Annotated in this window: 14 protein-coding genes; 9 read left to right on the top strand and 5 right to left on the bottom strand. The window is 73.4% G+C overall.

All coding sequences use genetic code 11. The features are described from left to right. Window positions 1-32: 32 nt before the first annotated feature. Both meaB and ACH414_RS09155 read right to left on the bottom strand, forming a co-directional pair. A complete protein-coding gene (gene meaB, locus ACH414_RS09160; protein WP_382537952.1) occupies window positions 33-989 on the bottom strand; it encodes a methylmalonyl Co-A mutase-associated GTPase MeaB in 957 nt (318 codons plus the stop codon). Window positions 990-1,030: 41 nt separating this feature from the next. Then, a complete protein-coding gene (locus ACH414_RS09155) occupies window positions 1,031-2,233 on the bottom strand; it encodes an acetyl-CoA C-acetyltransferase (RefSeq protein WP_382537950.1) in 1,203 nt (400 codons plus the stop codon). 137 nt (window positions 2,234-2,370) lie between these two features. Here ACH414_RS09155 and mce point away from each other — a divergent pair, with 137 nt between their 5' ends. The 7 genes from mce to ACH414_RS09120 all read left to right on the top strand — a co-directional run bounded on the left by mce (window position 2,371) and on the right by ACH414_RS09120 (window position 12,399). After that, entirely contained in the window at window positions 2,371-2,823 is a 453-nt protein-coding gene (gene mce, locus ACH414_RS09150; protein WP_382537947.1) for a methylmalonyl-CoA epimerase, read from the top strand. 186 nt (window positions 2,824-3,009) lie between these two features. Next, window positions 3,010-7,389, top strand: a complete 4,380-nt coding sequence (gene scy, locus ACH414_RS09145; protein WP_398941329.1) for a polarized growth protein Scy — start codon at window positions 3,010-3,012, stop codon at window positions 7,387-7,389. A gap of 114 nt (window positions 7,390-7,503) precedes the next feature. After that, on the top strand, window positions 7,504-8,439 hold the full coding sequence (locus ACH414_RS09140; protein WP_382537941.1) for a cellulose-binding protein: 936 nt from the start codon (window positions 7,504-7,506) through the stop codon (window positions 8,437-8,439). Window positions 8,440-8,508: 69 nt separating this feature from the next. After that, complete coding sequence (locus tag ACH414_RS09135; RefSeq protein WP_382537938.1) at window positions 8,509-9,477, top strand: ABC transporter ATP-binding protein; 969 nt, start codon at window positions 8,509-8,511, stop codon at window positions 9,475-9,477. Window positions 9,478-9,481: 4 nt separating this feature from the next. Then, entirely contained in the window at window positions 9,482-10,261 is a 780-nt protein-coding gene (locus ACH414_RS09130) for an ABC transporter permease (RefSeq protein ID WP_382537935.1), read from the top strand. A 237-nt stretch (window positions 10,262-10,498) separates the two neighbouring features. Beyond that, complete coding sequence (locus tag ACH414_RS09125; RefSeq protein WP_382537932.1) at window positions 10,499-11,593, top strand: ATP-binding cassette domain-containing protein; 1,095 nt, start codon at window positions 10,499-10,501, stop codon at window positions 11,591-11,593. Continuing rightward, window positions 11,590-12,399: an ABC transporter permease subunit gene (locus tag ACH414_RS09120; protein ID WP_382537929.1), complete on the top strand. Its 810-nt coding sequence runs from the start codon at window positions 11,590-11,592 to the stop codon at window positions 12,397-12,399. The genes ACH414_RS09125 and ACH414_RS09120 overlap by 4 nt, the downstream gene beginning before the upstream one ends. Before the next feature lie 26 nt (window positions 12,400-12,425). Here ACH414_RS09120 and ACH414_RS09115 read toward each other — a convergent pair whose 3' ends face one another. Beyond that, window positions 12,426-12,752 carry an ATP/GTP-binding protein gene (locus tag ACH414_RS09115; protein WP_382537926.1) on the bottom strand — a complete coding sequence of 109 codons (327 nt, stop codon included), beginning with the start codon at window positions 12,750-12,752 and terminating at the stop codon, window positions 12,426-12,428. A 208-nt stretch (window positions 12,753-12,960) separates the two neighbouring features. On the opposite strand from ACH414_RS09115, the gene ACH414_RS09110 reads away from it, so the two are divergent. After that, a complete protein-coding gene (locus ACH414_RS09110; protein ID WP_382537924.1) occupies window positions 12,961-13,995 on the top strand; it encodes an LLM class flavin-dependent oxidoreductase in 1,035 nt (344 codons plus the stop codon). Between the two features lie 88 nt (window positions 13,996-14,083). Here ACH414_RS09110 and ACH414_RS09105 read toward each other — a convergent pair whose 3' ends face one another. Further along, window positions 14,084-14,476, bottom strand: coding sequence for an SCO5389 family protein (locus ACH414_RS09105; protein ID WP_132913375.1), 393 nt, complete (start codon window positions 14,474-14,476; stop codon window positions 14,084-14,086). Between the two features lie 239 nt (window positions 14,477-14,715). Between ACH414_RS09105 and nucS the strand changes: the two genes are divergently transcribed. Continuing rightward, entirely contained in the window at window positions 14,716-15,396 is a 681-nt protein-coding gene (gene nucS / locus ACH414_RS09100; protein WP_382537919.1) for an endonuclease NucS, read from the top strand. 74 nt (window positions 15,397-15,470) lie between these two features. Here the strand turns inward: nucS and ACH414_RS09095 are convergent, their stop codons facing one another. Beyond that, window positions 15,471-18,065, bottom strand: a complete 2,595-nt coding sequence (locus tag ACH414_RS09095; RefSeq protein ID WP_398941326.1) for an ATP-binding protein — start codon at window positions 18,063-18,065, stop codon at window positions 15,471-15,473. Window positions 18,066-18,129: the final 64 nt, after the last annotated feature.

Genomic DNA, 18,129 nt, shown 5'->3' with positions numbered 1-18,129 from the left:
TGCCGGGCCCTTTCCCGTGGGCGTCAGCGGGCTCAGTGGCCCGTCAGGCTCGCCGTCAGCTCGTCGGAGGCCGCGTACGGGTCGAGCTCCCCGGCCGTGATGCGCTCGGCGAGCGCGTCCAGGCGCCGGTCGCCGTGCAGGTCGCCGATCCGCTCGCGCAGGGCCGTGATGGTGATCGTCTCGACCTCGCGGGCCGCGCGGGCCCGGCGGCGCTCGGCCAGGACGCCGTGCTCCTCCATCCAGGCGCGGTGCTTCTCCAGCGCCTCGACCACCTCGTCGACGCCCTCGCCGCGGGCCGCGACCGTCTTGACGATCGGCGGGCGCCAGTCGCCGGGGCCGCGCGCCTCGCCGAGGCCCAGCATGTGGTTGAGCTCCCGGGCGGTGGCGTCGGCGCCGTCCCGGTCGGCCTTGTTGACCACGTACACGTCGCCGATCTCCAGGATGCCCGCCTTGGCGGCCTGGATGCCGTCACCCATGCCCGGGGCGAGCAGGACCACCGAGGTGTCGGCCTGGGAGGCGATCTCCACCTCCGACTGCCCGACGCCCACGGTCTCCACCAGGATCACGTCGCAGCCGGCCGCGTCCAGCACCCGGATCGCCTGCGGGGCGGACCAGGCGAGGCCGCCCAGGTGCCCGCGGGTGGCCATGGAGCGGATGTAGACGCCCGGGTCGGAGGCGTGCTCCGACATCCGCACCCGGTCGCCGAGCAGCGCGCCGCCGCTGAACGGCGAGGAGGGGTCGACGGCCAGGACGCCGACCCGCTTGCCCGCCCGGCGGTACGCCGAGACCAGCGCCGAGGTCGAGGTCGACTTGCCGACGCCGGGCGAACCGGTCAGGCCCACCACGTAGGCGTTGCCGGTCAGCGGCGCGAGCGCCGCCATCACCTCCCGCAGCTGCGGGGACGCCCCCTCCACGAGCGAGATGAGCCGGGCCACGGCGCGCGGCCGGCCCTCCCGTGCCTGGGCGACCAGAGCGGGGACGTCCACCATGTGCAGCTGCTCCTTGCCGGTTGGGCCTGCTGAGGGCCTGGTTACTTGCCGGGGACCTTGACGATCAGGGCGTCGCCCTGGCCGCCGCCACCGCACAGCGCGGCCGCGCCGACACCGCCGCCGCGGCGCTTGAGCTCCAGCGCCAGGTGCAGCACCACGCGGGCGCCGGACATGCCGATGGGGTGGCCGAGCGCGATGGCGCCACCGTTGACGTTCACCCTTTCCGGGGTCACGCCGAGGTCCTTCATTGACTGGTGGGCGACCGCGGCGAAGGCCTCGTTGATCTCGATGAGGTCGAGGTCCTCGACGCCCAGGCCCTCCTTGCCGAGGGCGTGCAGGATGGCGTTGGACGGCTGCGACTGGAGCGAGTTGTCCGGGCCGGCCACGTTGCCGTGGGCGCCGATCTCGGCGATCCACTCCAGGCCGAGCTCCTCCGCCTTGGCCTTGCTCATCACGACGACGGCGGCGGCGCCGTCGGAGATCTGCGAGGAGGTGCCGGCGGTGATGGTGCCGTCCTTGGCGAAGGCCGGGCGGAGCTTGCCCAGGGACTCCACGGTGGTCTCGGCGCGGATGCCCTCGTCCTGGGAGAAGACGACCGGCTCGCCCTTGCGCTGCGGGATCTCGACCGGGGTGATCTCGGCCTCGAAGACGCCGTTCTTCTGGGCGGCGGCGGCGCGCTGGTGCGAGAGGGCGGCGATCTCGTCCTGGACGTCGCGCGGGATGCCCAGGCGGGTGTTGTGCTTCTCGGTGGACTCGCCCATGGCGACGTTCTCGAAGGCGTCGGTCAGACCGTCGTACGCCATGGCGTCGAGCATCTCGATGGCGCCGTACTTGTAGCCCTCGCGGGACTTGGGCAGCAGGTGCGGGGCGTTGGTCATGGACTCCTGGCCGCCGGCGACGATCACGTCGAACTCGCCCGCGCGGATGAGCTGGGCGGCGAGCGCGATGGCGTCCAGGCCGGAGAGACACACCTTGTTGATGGTGAGGGCCGGGACGTTCATCGGGATGCCGGCCTTGACGGCGGCCTGGCGGGCGGGGATCTGCCCGGCGCCCGCCTGGAGCACCTGGCCCATGATCACGTACTGCACCTGGTCGCCGCCGATGCCGGCGCGGTCCAGGGCGGCCTTGATCGCGAACCCGCCGAGATCGGCGCCCGAGAAGGACTTGAGCGAGCCGAGCAGACGACCCATGGGCGTGCGGGCGCCCGCGACGATCACTGCGGTGGTACCGGTCGTTCCAGACATGAGGCACAGCCCCTTGGGATGAGGAGTGAACGAGGGTTTACCGCCAATGTACTGAGCGGTGCCGCGCGCGGTCACCGGCCTGCCGGTGTGACGGCGCGCACGTTGCGTAACCATCCGGGCGGCGCTGCACTGGAGGAATGCTGACGCGAATCGACCACATCGGAATCGCCTGCCGGAACCTCGACGAGACCGTCGCGTTCTACCAGGCCACGTACGGTTTCGAGGTCTTCCACGAAGAGGTCAACGAGGAGCAGGGCGTCCGAGAGGCCATGCTCAAGATCAACGAGACCTCGGACGGCGGCGCCTCCTACCTCCAGCTCCTGGAGCCCACCCGGGAGGACTCGGCGGTGGGCAAGTGGCTCGCCAAGAACGGCGAGGGCGTGCACCACATCGCCTTCGGCACGGCGGACGTGGACGGCGACGCCGAGGCCATCCGGGGCAAGGGGGTCCGGGTGCTCTACGACGAGCCGCGGATCGGCTCCATGGGCTCCCGCATCACCTTCCTGCACCCCAAGGACTGCCACGGCGTCCTGACGGAACTGGTCACTTCGGCGAAGCCCTCGGCTGACCACTCCTCAGCGGAGCACTGACCTCCGGATTCCCGGCCCGGTAGAGTGGGCGGCTCCGGGCCGGGGCCGGTCGGGGCCGCGTGCGCGCGGCACCGAAGTCGGGATGTCGGGGTCGTCCGATCTGCGCCGATTCCCCGGGGGTCCGTCCTCGGCCTTGAGGACGTGCTCGTTGGAGTGTTGCGACCAGGGGACGGATGGGACCGCGCAGTGCGGGGCTACGAACGCCAGGAGAGCCAGCGAGCTGAAGACGACCATCTCTCGCGGTTCGAAGCCGAGATGGACCGGCTGAAGACCGAGCGGGAGAAGGCCGTCCAGCACGCCGAGGACCTCGGCTACCAGGTCGAGGTGTTGCGCGCCAAGCTCCACGAGGCGCGCCGCACCATCGCGTCCCGGCCCGCCTACGACAGCGCGGACATCGGCTATCAGGCCGAGCAGATGCTGCGGAACGCCCAGGCACAGGCCGAGCAGCTGCGCCAGGACGCCGAGCGGGAGCTGCGCGAGGCCCGCGCCCAGACCCAGCGCATCCTCCAGGAGCACGCGGAGCAGCAGGCCCGGCTGCAGGCGGAGCTGCACACCGAGGCCGTCACGCGCCGCCAGCAGCTCGACCAGGAGCTGAACGAGCGCCGGCAGACCGTCGAGTCGCACGTCAACGAGAACGTGGCCTGGGCCGAGCAGCTGCGGGCCCGTACGGAGTCGCAGGCCCGCCGGCTGATGGAGGAGTCCCGCGCCGAGGCCGAGCAGTCGCTGGCCGCCGCGCGGACCGAGGCGGCCCGGGTCGCCGAGGAGACCCGGCGCCGGATCGGTTCCGAGGCGGAGGCCGCCCGTGCCGAGGCCGAAGCGATTCTGCTGCGTGCCCGCAAGGACGCCGAGCGGCTGCTTTCCGCCGCCTCCAGCCAGGCGCAGGAGGCCACCAGCCACGCCGAGCAGCTGCGTTCGAGCACCACCGCCGAGACGGAGCAGGCCCGCCGCCAGGCCGCCGAGCTGTCCAGGGCCGCGGAGCAGCGCCTCCAGGAGGCCGAGGAGAAGCTGCGCGAGGCCCGTGCGGAGGCCGAGCGGGCGCTGGTCGAGGCCAAGGAGTCGGCGGCGAAGCAGCTCGCCGCCGCCGAGTCGGTCAACGAGCAGCGCACCCGGACCGCCAAGGCGGAGATCGCGCGTCTGGTCGGGGAGGCCACCAAGGAGGCCGAGAGCCTCAAGGAGCAGGCCGAGGAGAAGCTGCGCGAGGCGACCGCCGCGGCCGAGAAGCTGGTCTCGGAGGCCTCGGAGAAGGCCCGTACGGTCGCCGCCGAGGACTCCGCCGCCGCGCTCGCCAAGGCCGCGCGGACCGCCGAGGAGGTCCTGAGCAAGGCGTCGGCCGACGCCCAGGAGACCACCCGTAAGGCGGCCGAGGAGGCGGAGCGGATCCGCCGTGAGGCGGAGGCCGAGGCGGACCGGCTGCGGTCCACCGCCGAGGAGCAGGCCGACGAGCTGCTGGGCTCGGCGAAGGACGACACCAAGGAGTACCGCGCCAAGACGGTCGAGCTGCAGGAGGAGGCGCGCCGGCTGCGCGGCGAGGCCGAGCAGCTGCGGGCCGAGGCGATCGCCGAGGGCGAGCGGATCCGCGGCGAGGCGCGGCGCGAGGCCGTCGGCCAGATCGAGGAGGCGGCGAAGACCGCCGAGGAGCTGCTCACCAAGGCGCGTACGGACGCCGAGGAGCAGCGGACCAGCGCGGCCGCCGAGAGCGAGCGGGTCCGCGGCGAGGCCATGGAGCGGGCGCAGACCCTGCGCACCCAGGCCGAGGAGACGCTGGAGCGCACCCGGGCCGAGGCCGAGCGGATCCGCGCCGAGGCGGAGGAGCAGGCCGAGTCGGTCAGGGAGGCGGCCGAGGAGGCCGCCGCCGCTCTGCGCGCGGAGGCCGAGCGGGCCGCCGCGGCCCGGCAGGCGGAGGCCGCCGAGGAGCTGGCCCGGCAGCACACCGAGGCCGAGGCGAAGCTGTCGGCGGCGGGCGAGGAGCTGTCGGACGCCCGTGCCGAGGGCGAGCGGATCCGGCGCGAGGCCGCCGAGGAGAGCGAGCGGCTGCGCACGGAGGCCGCCGAGCGGATCCGGGCGCTGCAGGCGCAGGCCGAGCAGGAGGCCGAGCGGCTGCGCGCGGAGGCCTCGCAGGAGGCGTCGACGGCGCGCGCGGAGGCCGAGGCCGCCGCGACGGCGCTGCGCGAGGAGGCCGAGGCCGATGCCGAGCGGCTGCGCTCGGAGGCCCAGGAGACCGCCGACCGGGTGCGGGCCGAGGCCGCGTCCGCCGCCGAGCGGGTCGCCGCGGAGGCCGCGGAGGCGCTGTCCGCCGCGCAGGAGGAGGCCAACCGGCGCCGTCGGGAGGCCGAGGAGACGTTGGACTCGGCGCGGTCCGAGGCCGGCCGGGAGCGCGAGCTCGCCCGGGAGCAGAGCGAGGAGCTGCTGGCCTCCGCCCGCAAGCGGGTGGAGGAGGCGCAGGCCGAGGCGCACCGGCTGGTCGAGGAGGCGGACGCCCGGGCCACCGAGATGGTGTCGGCCGCCGAGCAGACCGCGCAGGAGGTGCGGGACTCGGTCGCCGGTCTGCGGGAGGCCGCCGAGGAGGAGATCGCGGGTCTGCGCAGCGCGGCCGAGCACGCCGCGGAGCGCACCCGTACCGAGGCGCAGGAGGAGGCGGACCGGGTCCGCGCCGACGCCTACGAGGAGCGGGAGCGGGCCACCGAGGACGCCAACCGCACGCGGGAGCGCGCCCAGGAGGAGTCCGAGGCGGCGAAGGCGCTGGCGGAGCGGACGGTCGCGGACGCGCTCGCGGAGGCGGAGAAGCTGCGGGCGGACACCGCCGAGTACGCGCAGCGGGTACGGACCGAGGCGACGGACGCGCTGGCGTCGGCCGAGCAGGACGCGGCCCGCACCCGTGCGGACGCCCGCGAGGACGCCAACCGGATCCGTTCGGAGGCGGCCGCCCAGGCGGAGACGGTCGTGGGCGAGGCCCGCGCGGAGGCGGAGCGGATCGCCGCCGAGGCGGAGCAGGTCCTGGACGAGGCCCGGCAGGCCGCGGACAAGCGCCGCAGCGACGCCGCCGAGCAGGCCGACACCCTCGTCGGCGAGGCCACCGCGGAGGCGGAGCGGCTCGCGGCGGAGGCCGAGCAGGTCCTGGACGAGGCCCGGCAGGCCGCCGACAAGCGCCGCAGCGACGCCGCCGAGCAGGCCGACACCCTCGTCGGCGAGGCCACGGCCGAGGCCGAGCGGATCACCGCCGAGGCGGCCGAGCTCCTGGAGACCACGGAGCAGGACGCCGCCCGCCTGCGCACCGAGGCCGAGCAGGTCAAGGTGGACGGCGAGGCGCACGCCCAGGCGCTGCGCACCGCCGCGCTCGAGGACGCCGACCGGATCCTGGACGAGGCCCGGCAGGCCGCGGACAAGCGCCGCAGCGACGCCGCCGAGCAGGCCGACGCGCTCGTCGGCGAGGCCACGGCGGAGGCCGAGCGGATCACCACCGAGGCCGCCGAGCTCCTGGAGGTCACCGAGCAGGACGCCGCGCGCCTGCGCGCCGAGGCCGAGCAGGTCAAGGCCGAGGGCGTGGCGGAGGCGGACGCCCTGCGTGCCGCGGCCCGCGCGGACGGCGAGCAGGTCCTGGACGAGGCCCGACAGGCCGCCGACAAGCGGCGCGCGGACGCGGCGGAGCAGGCGGACAGCCTGGTCGCCGAGGCCACGGCCGAGGCGGAGCGGATCCGGGCCGAGGCGGAGCGGGTGAAGGCGGCGGCCGAGGCGGCCGCCGAGGAGATGCGCTCCGAGGCGCGTGCCGAGGCCGACCGCACGCTCGACGAGGCCCGGGAGGCCGGGGCGAAGAAGCGCGCGGACGCCGCCGAGCAGGCCGACCAGCTGATCGCGAAGGCCCAGGAGGAGGCGCTGCGCGCCACCACCGAGGCGGAGACCCAGGCGGACACGATGGTCGGCGCGGCCCGCAAGGAGGCCGAGCGGATCGTCGCCGAGGCGACCATCGAGGGCAACTCGCTGGTCGAGAAGGCCCGTACGGACGCGGACGAGCTGCTGGTCGGCGCGCGCAGCGACGCCACCGCCATAAGGGAACGGGCGGAGGAGCTGCGGGGCCGCGTCGAGAGCGAGATCGAGGAGCTGCACGAGCGGGCGCGGCGCGAGACGGCCGAGCAGATGAAGACGGCCGGCGAGCGCGTGGACAAGCTGGTGAAGGCGGCGACCGAGCAGCGCGAAGAGGCCGAGGAGAAGGCCAAGGAGATGATCTCCGAGGCGAGTTCCGAGGCGAGCAAGGTGCGCATCGCCGCGGTGAAGAAGGCGGAGGCGCTCCTGAAGGAGGCCGAGCAGAAGAAGGCGTCGCTCGTCGCCGAGGCGGAGAAGATCAAGGCGGAGGCCGAGCGGGAGGCCGAGCAGACCGTCGCGGAGGGCAAGCGCGAGCTGGAGGTGCTGGTCCGCAGGCGCGAGAGCATCAATGCCGAGATTTCCCGTGTCCAGGACGTCCTCGAAGCGTTGGAGTCTTTCGAGGCGCCGGGCGGCGGGGTTAAGGACGGGGCGAAGGCGGGCGCGTCGGTGGGGTCCACTCGTTCGGGTGGCAAGTCCTCCGAAGGCTAGCCACTCAAAAGGCTGGACATTCTCCAGATCAAACGGGCATACGCTCGATGACACGCCGCTTCGACCCCTAGGATTCCCTCTAACACCTCACCGGTCTCATTCGACAGGAACCCCATGAGCGACACTTCCTCCCCCTTCGGCTTCGAGCTCGTGCGGCGTGGTTACGACCGCGGTCAGGTGGACGACCGCATTACCAAGCTCGTCGCCGACCGTGACAGCGCCCTGTCCCGAATCACCTCTCTGGAAAAGCGCATCGAGGAACTCCACCTCGAAACGCAGAACGCCCAGGCCCAGGTCACCGACGCCGAGCCGTCGTACGCCGGTCTCGGCGCCCGGGTCGAGAAGATCCTCCGGCTGGCCGAGGAGGAGGCGAAGGACCTGCGCGAGGAGGCCCGTCGCGCCGCCGAGCAGCACCGCGAGCTGGCCGAGTCGGCCGCCCAGCAGGTGCGCAACGACGCGGAGTCCTTCGCGGCCGAGCGCAAGGCCAAGGCCGAGGACGAGGGCGTCCGGATCGTCGAGAAGGCGCAGGGCGAGGCCAACTCGCTGCGTTCCGAGGCGCAGAAGGACGCGCAGTCGAAGCGCGAGGAGGCGGACGCCCTCTTCGAGGAGACCCGCGCCAAGGCCGCCCAGGCCGCCGCGGACTTCGAGACCAACCTGGCCAAGCGCCGGGAGCAGTCGGAGCGCGACCTGGCCGCGCGTCAGGCGAAGGCGGAGAAGCGTCTGGCGGAGATCGAGCACCGGGCGGAGCAGCTGCGCCTGGAGGCCGAGAAGCTGCGTACGGACGCGGAGCGCCGGGCCCGCCAGACGGTGGAGACCGCGCAGCGCCAGGCCGAGGACATCGTGGCCGACGCGAACGCCAAGGCCGACCGGATCCGCAGCGAATCGGAGCGCGAGCTCGCGGCGCTGACGAACCGCCGCGACTCCATCAACGCCCAGCTGACCAACGTCCGCGAGATGCTGGCCACGCTGACGGGTGCCGCGGTGGCCGCGGCCGGCTCCCCGATCGACGACGAGCGGACCGCGGGCGTTCCGGCCCAGCAGTCGCGCTAGTCGCCCGCACTCGAAAACCCCCTGCCATTCCGGTGGCGGGGGGTTTCGCGTGCCCTTAGGTTGGTACGCATGATCGAGCTCGAGGGCCTCACCAAGCGGTACGGGTCGAAGACCGCGGTCGACCGTCTCAGCTTCACCGTGCGACCGGGGGTGGTCACCGGCTTCCTCGGGCCGAACGGGGCGGGCAAGTCGACGACGATGCGGATGATGCTGGATCTGGACAGCCCGACGAGCGGCACGGTCCGGATCGACGGCAAGCACTACCGCGAACTCCAGGATCCGCTCACGTACATCGGGGCGCTGCTCGACGCCAAGGCGATGCACGGCGGCCGCTCGGCGTACAACAACCTGCTGTGCCTGGCCCAGTCGAACCGCATTCCGCGGCGCCGGGTCGACGAGGTGCTCGATCTGGTGGGTCTGACGCCGGTGGCGAAGAAGAAGTCGAAGGGCTTCTCCCTTGGTATGGGCCAACGCCTGGGCATCGCCTCGGCGTTGCTCGGCGATCCCGAGATCCTGATGTTCGACGAACCCGTCAATGGTCTGGACCCCGAGGGAATTCACTGGATCCGCAATCTGATGAAGGCGCTCGCGTCCGAGGGCCGGACGATCTTCGTTTCCAGCCATCTGATGAGTGAAATGGCGCTGACGGCGGATCATCTCATCGTCATCGGGCAGGGAAAGCTGCTGGCCGACACGTCGATGGCGGATTTCATTCAGCAGAATTCGCGCAGTTACGTACGACTGCGCTCCCCCCAGCAAGAACGCCTGCGCGACGTGCTGCACGCCAACGGATTTCTCGTGGTGGAGGCCGGCGGCGGGACGCTGGAGATCGACGGGACGACGACGGAGAAGCTGGGCGAACTGGCGGCCTCGCACCAGATCGTGCTGCATGAGCTGAGCTCCCAGCGGGCCTCGCTCGAAGAGGCGTTCATGCAGATGACGGCGGGCGCGGTGGAGTACCACGCGCACGGAACGGACGTGGGCGCCGGCACCGGCGCCTCCGGGCCCCGCTGGGGCGAGAGCTTCGAGGGAGCCTGATTCGATGGCAGCGGCATCCGCGGTCCTCCAGTCCGAGTGGACCAAGATCCGGACGGTCTCGTCGACGGTCTGGACACTGGCGAGCGCCCTGTTCGTCACGGTGGCGATGAGCGCGGCGCTGTGCGCGCTGATGAAGTCGGAGTTCGACAACCTCTCCGACGTCGAGCGCGCCACCTTCGACCCCACCTTCCTCAGCTTCTCCGGGATGATGCTCGGGCAGCTGGCGATGGTGGTCTTCGGCGTCCTGGTGGTCGGCACCGAGTACTCCTCGGGCATGATCCGCACCTCGCTGGCCGCCGTGCCGCAGCGGGCGAGCTTCCTCTTCTCGAAGATCGCCGTGGCCGGCGCCCTCGCCCTGCTGGTGGGTCTCGCCACCAGCTTCCTCTCCTTCTTCCTGGGCCAGGCGCTGCTCGGCGAGCACCGCACCACCCTGGGCGCCGACAACGTGCTGCGGGCAGTGGTCGGCGGCGGTCTCTACATGGGCCTGATCGCGATCTTCTCGATGGGCGTGGCGACGATGCTGCGCTCCTCGATGCTCTCGCTCGGCATCCTGGTGCCGTTCTTCTTCCTGATCTCCCAGATCCTCTCGGCGGTGCCGAAGGCCAAGGAGGTCGCCCGCTACTTCCCCGACCAGGCAGGCTCCAAGATCATGCAGGTGGTGCCGGACGCGATGGGCTCGGAGAAGGCTCCGTACGGCCCGTGGGGCGGCCTCGGGATCATGCTGATCTGGGTGGTGGTCTCGCTCCTCGGCGGCTACCTGGTCCTGAAGAACCGCGACGCCTAGACCGCGGACGCCTGGCTCCGGACGCCTGGACCGCGCGCCCGGACCCCGGACGCCTGGACCGCGCGCCCGGACCGCGACGCCCGTCCAGGGGCGCCGAGAGGGCTCCCTTACAGGCGGATCACGATTCCGCTTCGGCGGAACCGTCAACGGCTGGATAAGCTCCTAGCTCATACGGGGGGCTCCGGCCACCGGCCACCACGCCCCGACGACGACCTGACCTGTCGATGGGGCTGGAGAATGATCGAGGCAGTCGGCCTGACGAAGCGCTATGGCGCCAAGACGGCCGTGTACAACCTTTCCTTCCAGGTGCGGCCCGGCCATGTCACGGGCTTCCTGGGCCCCAACGGCTCGGGCAAGTCGACGACCATGCGCATGATCCTCGGCCTGGACACGCCGACGGCCGGCCATGTGACGATCGGCGGCCACCCCTTCCGGCAGCTGCCGAACGCGCCCCGGCAGGTCGGTGCGCTGCTCGACGCCAAGGCCGTGCACGGCGGCCGCAGCGCCCGCAGCCACCTCCTCTCGCTCGCCCAGCTCGCCGGCATCCCGGCGCAGCGGGTCGACGAGGTGCTCGGGGTGGTCGGCCTCCAGGACGTCGCCAAGCGCCGCTCCAAGGGCTTCTCGCTCGGCATGGGCCAGCGGCTCGGCATCGCGGCGGCGCTCCTCGGCGACCCGCAGGTGCTGCTCTTCGACGAGCCGGTGAACGGCCTCGACCCCGAGGGCATCCTCTGGGTGCGCAACCTGATGAAGAAGCTGGCCGCCGAGGGGCGGACGGTCTTCGTCTCCAGCCATCTGATGAGCGAGATGGCGCTGACCGCGGACCACCTGATCGTGATCGGCCGCGGGCAGCTGCTCGCCGACATGAGCGTGAAGGACTTCATCTCGGCGAACTCGGCCGACTTCGCCCGGGTCCGCACCCCGGGGACCGAGCCGCAGCAGCGGGAGAAGCTGACCACGGTGCTCACCGAGGCCGGCGGGCAGGTCATGCCGGAGCCGGACGGCGCACTGCGGGTGACCGGGCTCGCGCTGCCCCGGATCAGCGACCTGGCACACGGCGCGGACGTGCGCCTGTGGGAGCTCTCCCCGCACCAGGCCTCGCTGGAGGAGGCGTACATGCGCATGACGCAGGGCGCCGTCGACTACCGCTCCACCGACGACCGCCTCGCCCACCTCCAGGCGCCGGCGCCCTACGGGCAGCCGCAGCCGCCGCAGGGGTACGTGGTGCCCGAGGTGCCGCAGCAGGGCTGGTACGCCCCGCCGCCGCCCGGACAGAACCCGTACGCCGCCGCTCCGCAGAACCCGATGGGTCAGAACCCCGAGGACGCCCGATGACCACCCCGTACGCGTATGTCTCCCCCATCCCGGTCCGCAAGGCGCACCTCGGTGACGCGCTCGCCTCGGAGTGGACCAAGATCCGCTCGGTGCGCTCCACGATGTGGACGCTGGGGGTCATGGTGCTGCTGATGCTCGGCATCGGTCTGGCGGTGGCCGGGGTGGTGTCGTCGTCCGAGGTGTCCACCGAGGGCGAGTCCGCGCTTGGCCTCGGCTTCTTCGGGGTGCTGCTCGGCTCGATCTGCGTGATCACCCTCGGCGTGCTGACCATCGCGTCGGAGTACGGCACGGGCATGATCCGCACGACGCTGACGGCCTGCCCGAGCCGGGGCCGCGTGCTCGCGGCGAAGGCGATCGTCTTCTTCCTGCTCGTCTTCGCCACCACCACCGTGACCGCGACCGTCGTCGCGCTCGCGCAGGTGGGGATGGTCGACGCCGCCGAGCCGACGGGCGCGGAGTGGCTGCGCGCCACCGTGGGCGTCGGCCTGTTCATGGCCCTGCTGGGGCTGCTCTCCCTGGGCGTGGGGGCGATCATCCGGCACTCGGCCGGGGCGATCACCATCATGATCGGGGTGCTGCTGCTGCCGCTGGTGGGCGCCATGTTCATGTTCTCGGAGTCGCTCGCCTCGGTGCGGGAGTGGCTGCTGGACTACGCGATCCCGAGCCAGCTGATCGCGCTGTACGCGGGCCGGGCGACGGTGACGACGGACGGCCCTTCGGGCTGGGACCCGGTGTGGATCATGGCGATCATGGCGGCCGCGGCGCTCGGCGGCGCCTTCGCCCTGCTGAACAGCCGGGACGTGTAGGGCGCCCGGGCCTGTCGGCCCCGGCCTCAGTACCTCGGCGCGTTGCGGGACCGCTGCACCCGACTGGTGCGGCGGTCCTTCGCGTTCCAGCAGGCCTTGTGCCAGTGCCGGCGGTCGTCCACTCCCCCGTACTCCGGCCAGGCCACCACGTGCGGGGCGCCGCCGGGGATCTCCTGGTCGCAGCCGGGGCAGCGGTAGCGCTTGCCGGGCGCGCTCGCGCCGGCGACATGGCGTACGTACCACTCCTCGCCCTGCCAGGTCTCGGTGCGCTGCGAGCCGCCGTACCGATCGCCCTGGTCGTCTTGCGGTGCGGACTTCGCGCCGCTTCGGGCGCGGTTGTGGCGCGGGGACACTTCGACACCTCACGGGGGGGAAGGACGGGCACGGAGGGCACTGGGCCTGACGGTTCCGTCCAGCCTACGGGCCGCGACCGGTCCGTTCCCCACCCGCCCGTGGCGGATCAGCCGAAAATCGCAAGAACTTCATGAACGCCCGTTGCCTTTGGCACGTGTCAGACGTTGTTGCCCATAGGACGCGTCGGCCGCAAGGAGGCACAAGGCGATGCGCGTGGGTACGTTCGTGCTGGCCGCCCAGTTCCCGGGCCAGGGCCAGCAGGAGGCACTGCACCGGGCGGTGCGGACCGCCGAGGTGGCCGAGGAGGCGGGGCTGGACTCCGTCTGGCTGGCCGAGCACCACTTCGTGCCGTACGGGGTCTGCCCGTCGGCCGTCACCCTGGCCGCGCTGCTCCTCGGCCGCACCCGCCGGCTGCGGGTCGGCACGGCGGTCAGCGTGCTGTCGAGCGCGCATCCGGTGGCGCTCGGCGAGCAGGCGGCGCTGCTCCATGTGACCTCCGGCGGAAGATTCACCCTCGGGGTGGGCCGGGGCGGCCCCTGGGTGGACCTGGAGGTGTTCGGCTCGGGGCTGGACGCGTACGAACAGGGCTTCCCCGAGTCCCTCGATCTGCTGCTCCGCTGGCTCCGCGAGCCCCGGGTCGGCGCCCAGGGGGAACGATTCGCTTTCCGTGAGGTGGCGGTCGTGCCCGGCCCGGGCGAGCTGATCGGCGGACCGGCCTCGCCCGAGGTGGTGGTGGCCTGCACCTCGCCGAAGAGCGTGCGGCTGGCCGCCGGGCGCGGGCTGCCGATGCTCCTCGGCATGCACTGCGGGGACGAGGAGAAGGCGGAGATGGTCGCCGCCTGGGAGCGGTGCGCCCGGGAGGCCGGCCGCTCGCCGGAGGAGATCGAGCGGATCGGCGCCTGCCATGTCTCGGCCGGTGTGGTCCAGCTCGCGGACCGCGCCGCGGACGCGACGGAGCTCCTGGTGAAGGCGATGCCGGGCTGGCTGAAGCAGGGGCTCGACGCCCATGTGACCGTGGACGGCCGGCACCGCGCGATGCGCGACCCGGTCGCGTACACGGAGTTGCTGTGCGGGCTGCACCCGGTGGGCACCCCGCGGCTCGCGGCCGACCGGCTCGCGGCGACGGCCGAGCGGACCGGCATCACCCGCTTCGCGCTGCTCTCCGAGGGCTCCGGCGAACTCGCCGCCACCGAGGAGAACGTCCGGCGCCTGGGCGCCGAGGTCCTGCCGCTGCTCGTCTGACACGTACGTGTGACGTGGAGGTGGACCGTGCTGCCGCTCCGGCATCATCCTGCTCTCCCGCGATGCGGAGCGACAGCACCAGGCCTTGTCAGCAGTCGCGCAGTTCCGGCGACTGGTTGAGGAGCTGTCCCCGGATGGAGGTGAAGCGGGCGAGCCGCTCGTCCACGGACGGGTCCAGCGGGAAGACCGCCACACGGTGGCAGTTCTGGAAGGCGAGACGCACCCCGAAATGCCGCTGCAGGGCACCGCGGATGGCGTCGCTCGCCAGTGCACGCAACAGCTGACCACGTGCCTGCTCATTCGGCGGCGGCGTCTGGTTGTCGGCGAACTCTCCGCCGTCGACCTTCAGCTGGGCCACCAGAGAACTGATCATCTCCCATGCGTAGGGCAGGGAGGTCCGGACGCAGTCGACGAAGTCGGCTTCGTCGACCTCGCCTCGCTCGGCCTGTTCCAACAGAGCCGGTGAGACGTCGAGCGACATGGGTTCTCCTCTCGCGGCCCCGACGGACGGGGCCTTGCGGGCAGGGGCAGAGGCCGGCGACGCGCACGCAGCGTGCACGGGCGACGACCTCCTGTCTTCCACGGTAAGCGCGCCGCTCTGCCCGCACCAGGAGATTGGGCACACAACCGGCCAATAAGTAGCGGTCGTTGGGCGTGCGCCCGGCGGGCGTTACGGCCCGAATCGCGCCGGAAGGCGTCCGTCTTGTAGCGTTGCGGACCATGCGTCTCGTCATTGCCCGCTGTTCCGTGGACTACGCGGGCCGGCTCACGGCCCACCTGCCCTCCGCACCCCGTCTGATCCTGGTCAAGGCAGACGGCAGCGTCTCCATCCACGCGGACGACCGCGCGTACAAACCGCTCAACTGGATGTCGCCGCCGTGCACGCTGAAGGAGAGCTACGACGGCGGGGACGGTGAGGCCGGCGTCTGGACCGTGATCAACAAAGCGGGCGAGAAACTGATCATCACGATGGAGGAGATCCTCCACGATTCCTCGCACGAGCTCGGTGTCGACCCCGGTCTGATCAAGGACGGCGTCGAGGCGCACCTCCAGGAACTGCTCGCGGACCGCATCGAGACGCTGGGCGAGGGCTGGACGCTGGTCCGCCGCGAGTACCCGACGGCGATCGGCCCGGTGGACATCCTGTGCCGGGACTCCGACGGGGCGACGGTCGCGGTGGAGATCAAGCGGCGCGGCGAGATCGACGGCGTGGAGCAGCTGACCCGCTATCTGGAACTGCTCAACCGCGATCCGCACCTGGCACCGGTGAAGGGCATCTTCGCGGCCCAGGAGATCAAGCCGCAGGCGCGGGTGCTGGCCAACGACCGCGGGATCGACTGCGTGGTGCTGGACTACGACGCGCTGCGCGGGATCGAGGACGACAAGCTGCGGCTGTTCTGACGTTACGTACACAGGTACGGCAAGGCCCGGGTGCTCTTCGGCACCCGGGCCTTTCGCGTGCGCGGTCCCCCGGGTCAGGCCGGGTCGCCGCTCGCGGGGGCGGTGGCCGGTTCGGAGCGGGAGGCGGAGGCGGAGCCGGTGGGGTTCTCGGTGGGCGGCGGCGTCGTGGTCGCGGTGGGCGGCGTCGTCGTCGGGGTGGGCGGCGGGGTGGTCGTCGCGGTCGGCGTCGGGGTCTTCGTCCCGGTCGGCCTCGGCGAGGGCGTGAGCGTCGGCCGGGGCGGCGGCGTGGTCGTGGCCGTCGGGTCGCTCGGGGTGGCGCTGCCCGTCGCGGACGGGGACCCGGAGGGCGTCGCCGAGCCGCTCGGGGAGGCGCTGCCGCCCGGGGTGGCCGTCCCGGTGGGCCCCGGGGAGGCCGGGTCGGAGGGGCGGCTGGTCGAGTCCTCGGTGGGCTCGTCGTCGCCGGGGGTGTCGTCCTCGGTGCCGCCCTGGTCGGCGGTGCTGTCGGAGGTCACCCGGTCGTTGGCCGGGGGGTCGTCGCTGCCGGAGGTGGCGCCGAGGGTGACGACCGTGCCGAGGACGGCGACGAGCAGGGCGCCCGCGCCGACGGCGGCCAGGTTGCGGCGGGCGCCGCTGAGGATGCCCCCGCGCAGTCCGGAGCGGCCCTCCTCCGGCTCCGGTCGGGTGAGCACGGTCGGGGCGCCGTCGGCGAAGGCGGCGGACGAGGGGGCGGTGGCGGGCGGGGTGGTGCGCGCGGCCGGGGCGCGGAAGTCGGCCGGGGCGAAGTCGTGGGGCGCGGCGAGCGCGGGGAAGGCGGACTTGGCCGCCGGCGGGGTGGCCGCCGGGATGCCGCGGGGCGGCGAGGCCGGGCCTTCGCGGCGGGCGGGCGGCGCCGGTGCGACGGGCGCGGCGGGCTCGACCGGGGTGGTCTCGCCGGTGAGGTCGGCGACCAGGGCGAGGGCGCGCCGGCCGGCGACGGTGCCGCGCTTGTCGGCGAGGGCGCCGCGCATGCCGATGGACGCCTCCAGTTCGACGCGGGCCCGCTGGAGGCTGCCGGCGCAGAGCGCGAGGATGCCCAACTCGTGGTGGAAGTAGGCCTCTTCGGCGACCTCGCCGGCCAGCCGAGCGGCCTCCTGGCCGCTGCGCAGGGCCCGCTCCCAGGCGCCCCAGTGCAGGCCGGCGGCGAAGGCGGGGGCGGCGGCGCGGGCGAGCAGGACGGCGGTCGCGGGGTGCTCGGGGGCGGTGCCGGGGACGAGGGCGGCCAGGGCGGCGAGCAGTGCGTCGGCCTCGGCGGTGGCGCGCTCGGGGGTGACGGAGGGGTGTCCGGCCCACCAGGCGTAGTGCTGGGCGACGGTGTGGGCGCGGCCGGTGGCGTCGTCCTCGTAGCCCTGGGCGAGGAGCTGGGTGAGGACCCCGGCGGCGAGGCGGTAGCGGCCGCCGACCGGGGAGAGCAGCCCGCAGGCCATGAGCTCGCCGAGGGCCGCGTCGGCGTGGGTGTCTCCGACGAGGGCGGGGAGATGGGCCTGGTGGGGCACCTCGCCGCCGAGGGCGACGGCGAAGCGCAGGGTGTCCTGGGCCGCGCGGCTGAGCCGGGAGGCGAGCAGCGAGGCGGGCGCGGCGCCCTCGCCCAGGCTGGGCAGCGGTATCTCGCGCACCTCGACGTCGGGGTCGTCGGCGGCGGCGAGGGGCTCGATGAGGGGGGTCCCGGGGGCGGCGGGGCCGCCGGAGGGGCCGAAGGCCTCCTCCAGGGCGCCGAAGGCGTCGAACTCGGCGGGGGCGACCCGCAACCGGTCGCGCTGCCGGAGCAGGGCGGCGGCCTGGACGAAGCGCAGCGGCAGGCCCTCGGACTCGAACCAGAGGTCGCCGGCCCAGTTGGCCTCCTCCTCGGTGAGGGGGCGGCCGACGGCGCTCTCCAGGAGCTCGACCGCGGCGGCGCGGCCGAGCCCGGGGAGGGCGACCTCTTCGAGGGCGGCGTCGGCCGAGGGGGCGGGGACGTCGGGGGTGACGCCGAAGAGGAAGGCGCAGTCGGGGGTGGCGGCGAGCAGCTCGTCGAGGGCGGCGCCGCCGAACTCGAGGTCGTCGACGACGACGATGGCGCCGATGCGGCGCACCTCGATGAGGAGTTCCTCGCGGTCGGGCCGGAAGCCGGGCGCGTGTCGGACGGCGTGGAAGAGCTCGTACAGCAGCTCGGTGGCGGTGCGGTGGCGGCCGGAGAGCCGGACGACCCCGTCGGGGGCGATCTCGGCGCAGTCGGCGGCGACCGCGGCGAGCAGGGTGCTGCGGCCGGAGCCGGCGGGGCCGGTGAGGCGCGCGGAGCGGCCGCGGCTGAGGTACTGGACGAGCTGCTCGCGCTGTTCCTGCCGTTCGAGCAGGGGCAGGGCGGGGGCGGCGGGGCCCGCGGGTACGGGGGGCGCGGCGGCGCGCTCGGCCTCGGCGCGCTCCTCGGGGGTGCGGCTGCGGGGGGCCGGCGGCTGTTCCCCGGGCGGGCAGACCTCGATCTCGCTGCCGTCGACGGGGTTGACGGTGAGCAGCAGGCCGCCGGCGACGACACGGGCCGTGCGGACCCGGGCGGGGGACGTGGACGAGGGCGCGGGCGCGGCGAGTCCGGGGCGGGCGTCCTCGCCCTCGGCGTCGTGACCGTACTCCTCGGGTCCCCGGTTGGTCGGGTCCATGGTCCAAGCTCCCAAGCGGCGGGCGATGTGCAGGCGAGCCGACCCTAGACGGTTGTCCGATGTC

It is taken from the genome of Streptomyces sp. NPDC020422 (assembly GCF_044386705.1).
Lineage (GTDB): Bacteria > Actinomycetota > Actinomycetes > Streptomycetales > Streptomycetaceae > Streptomyces.
Note: the sequence above shows the minus strand (reverse complement) of the source record. Positions and strands in the feature narration are given on the sequence as shown.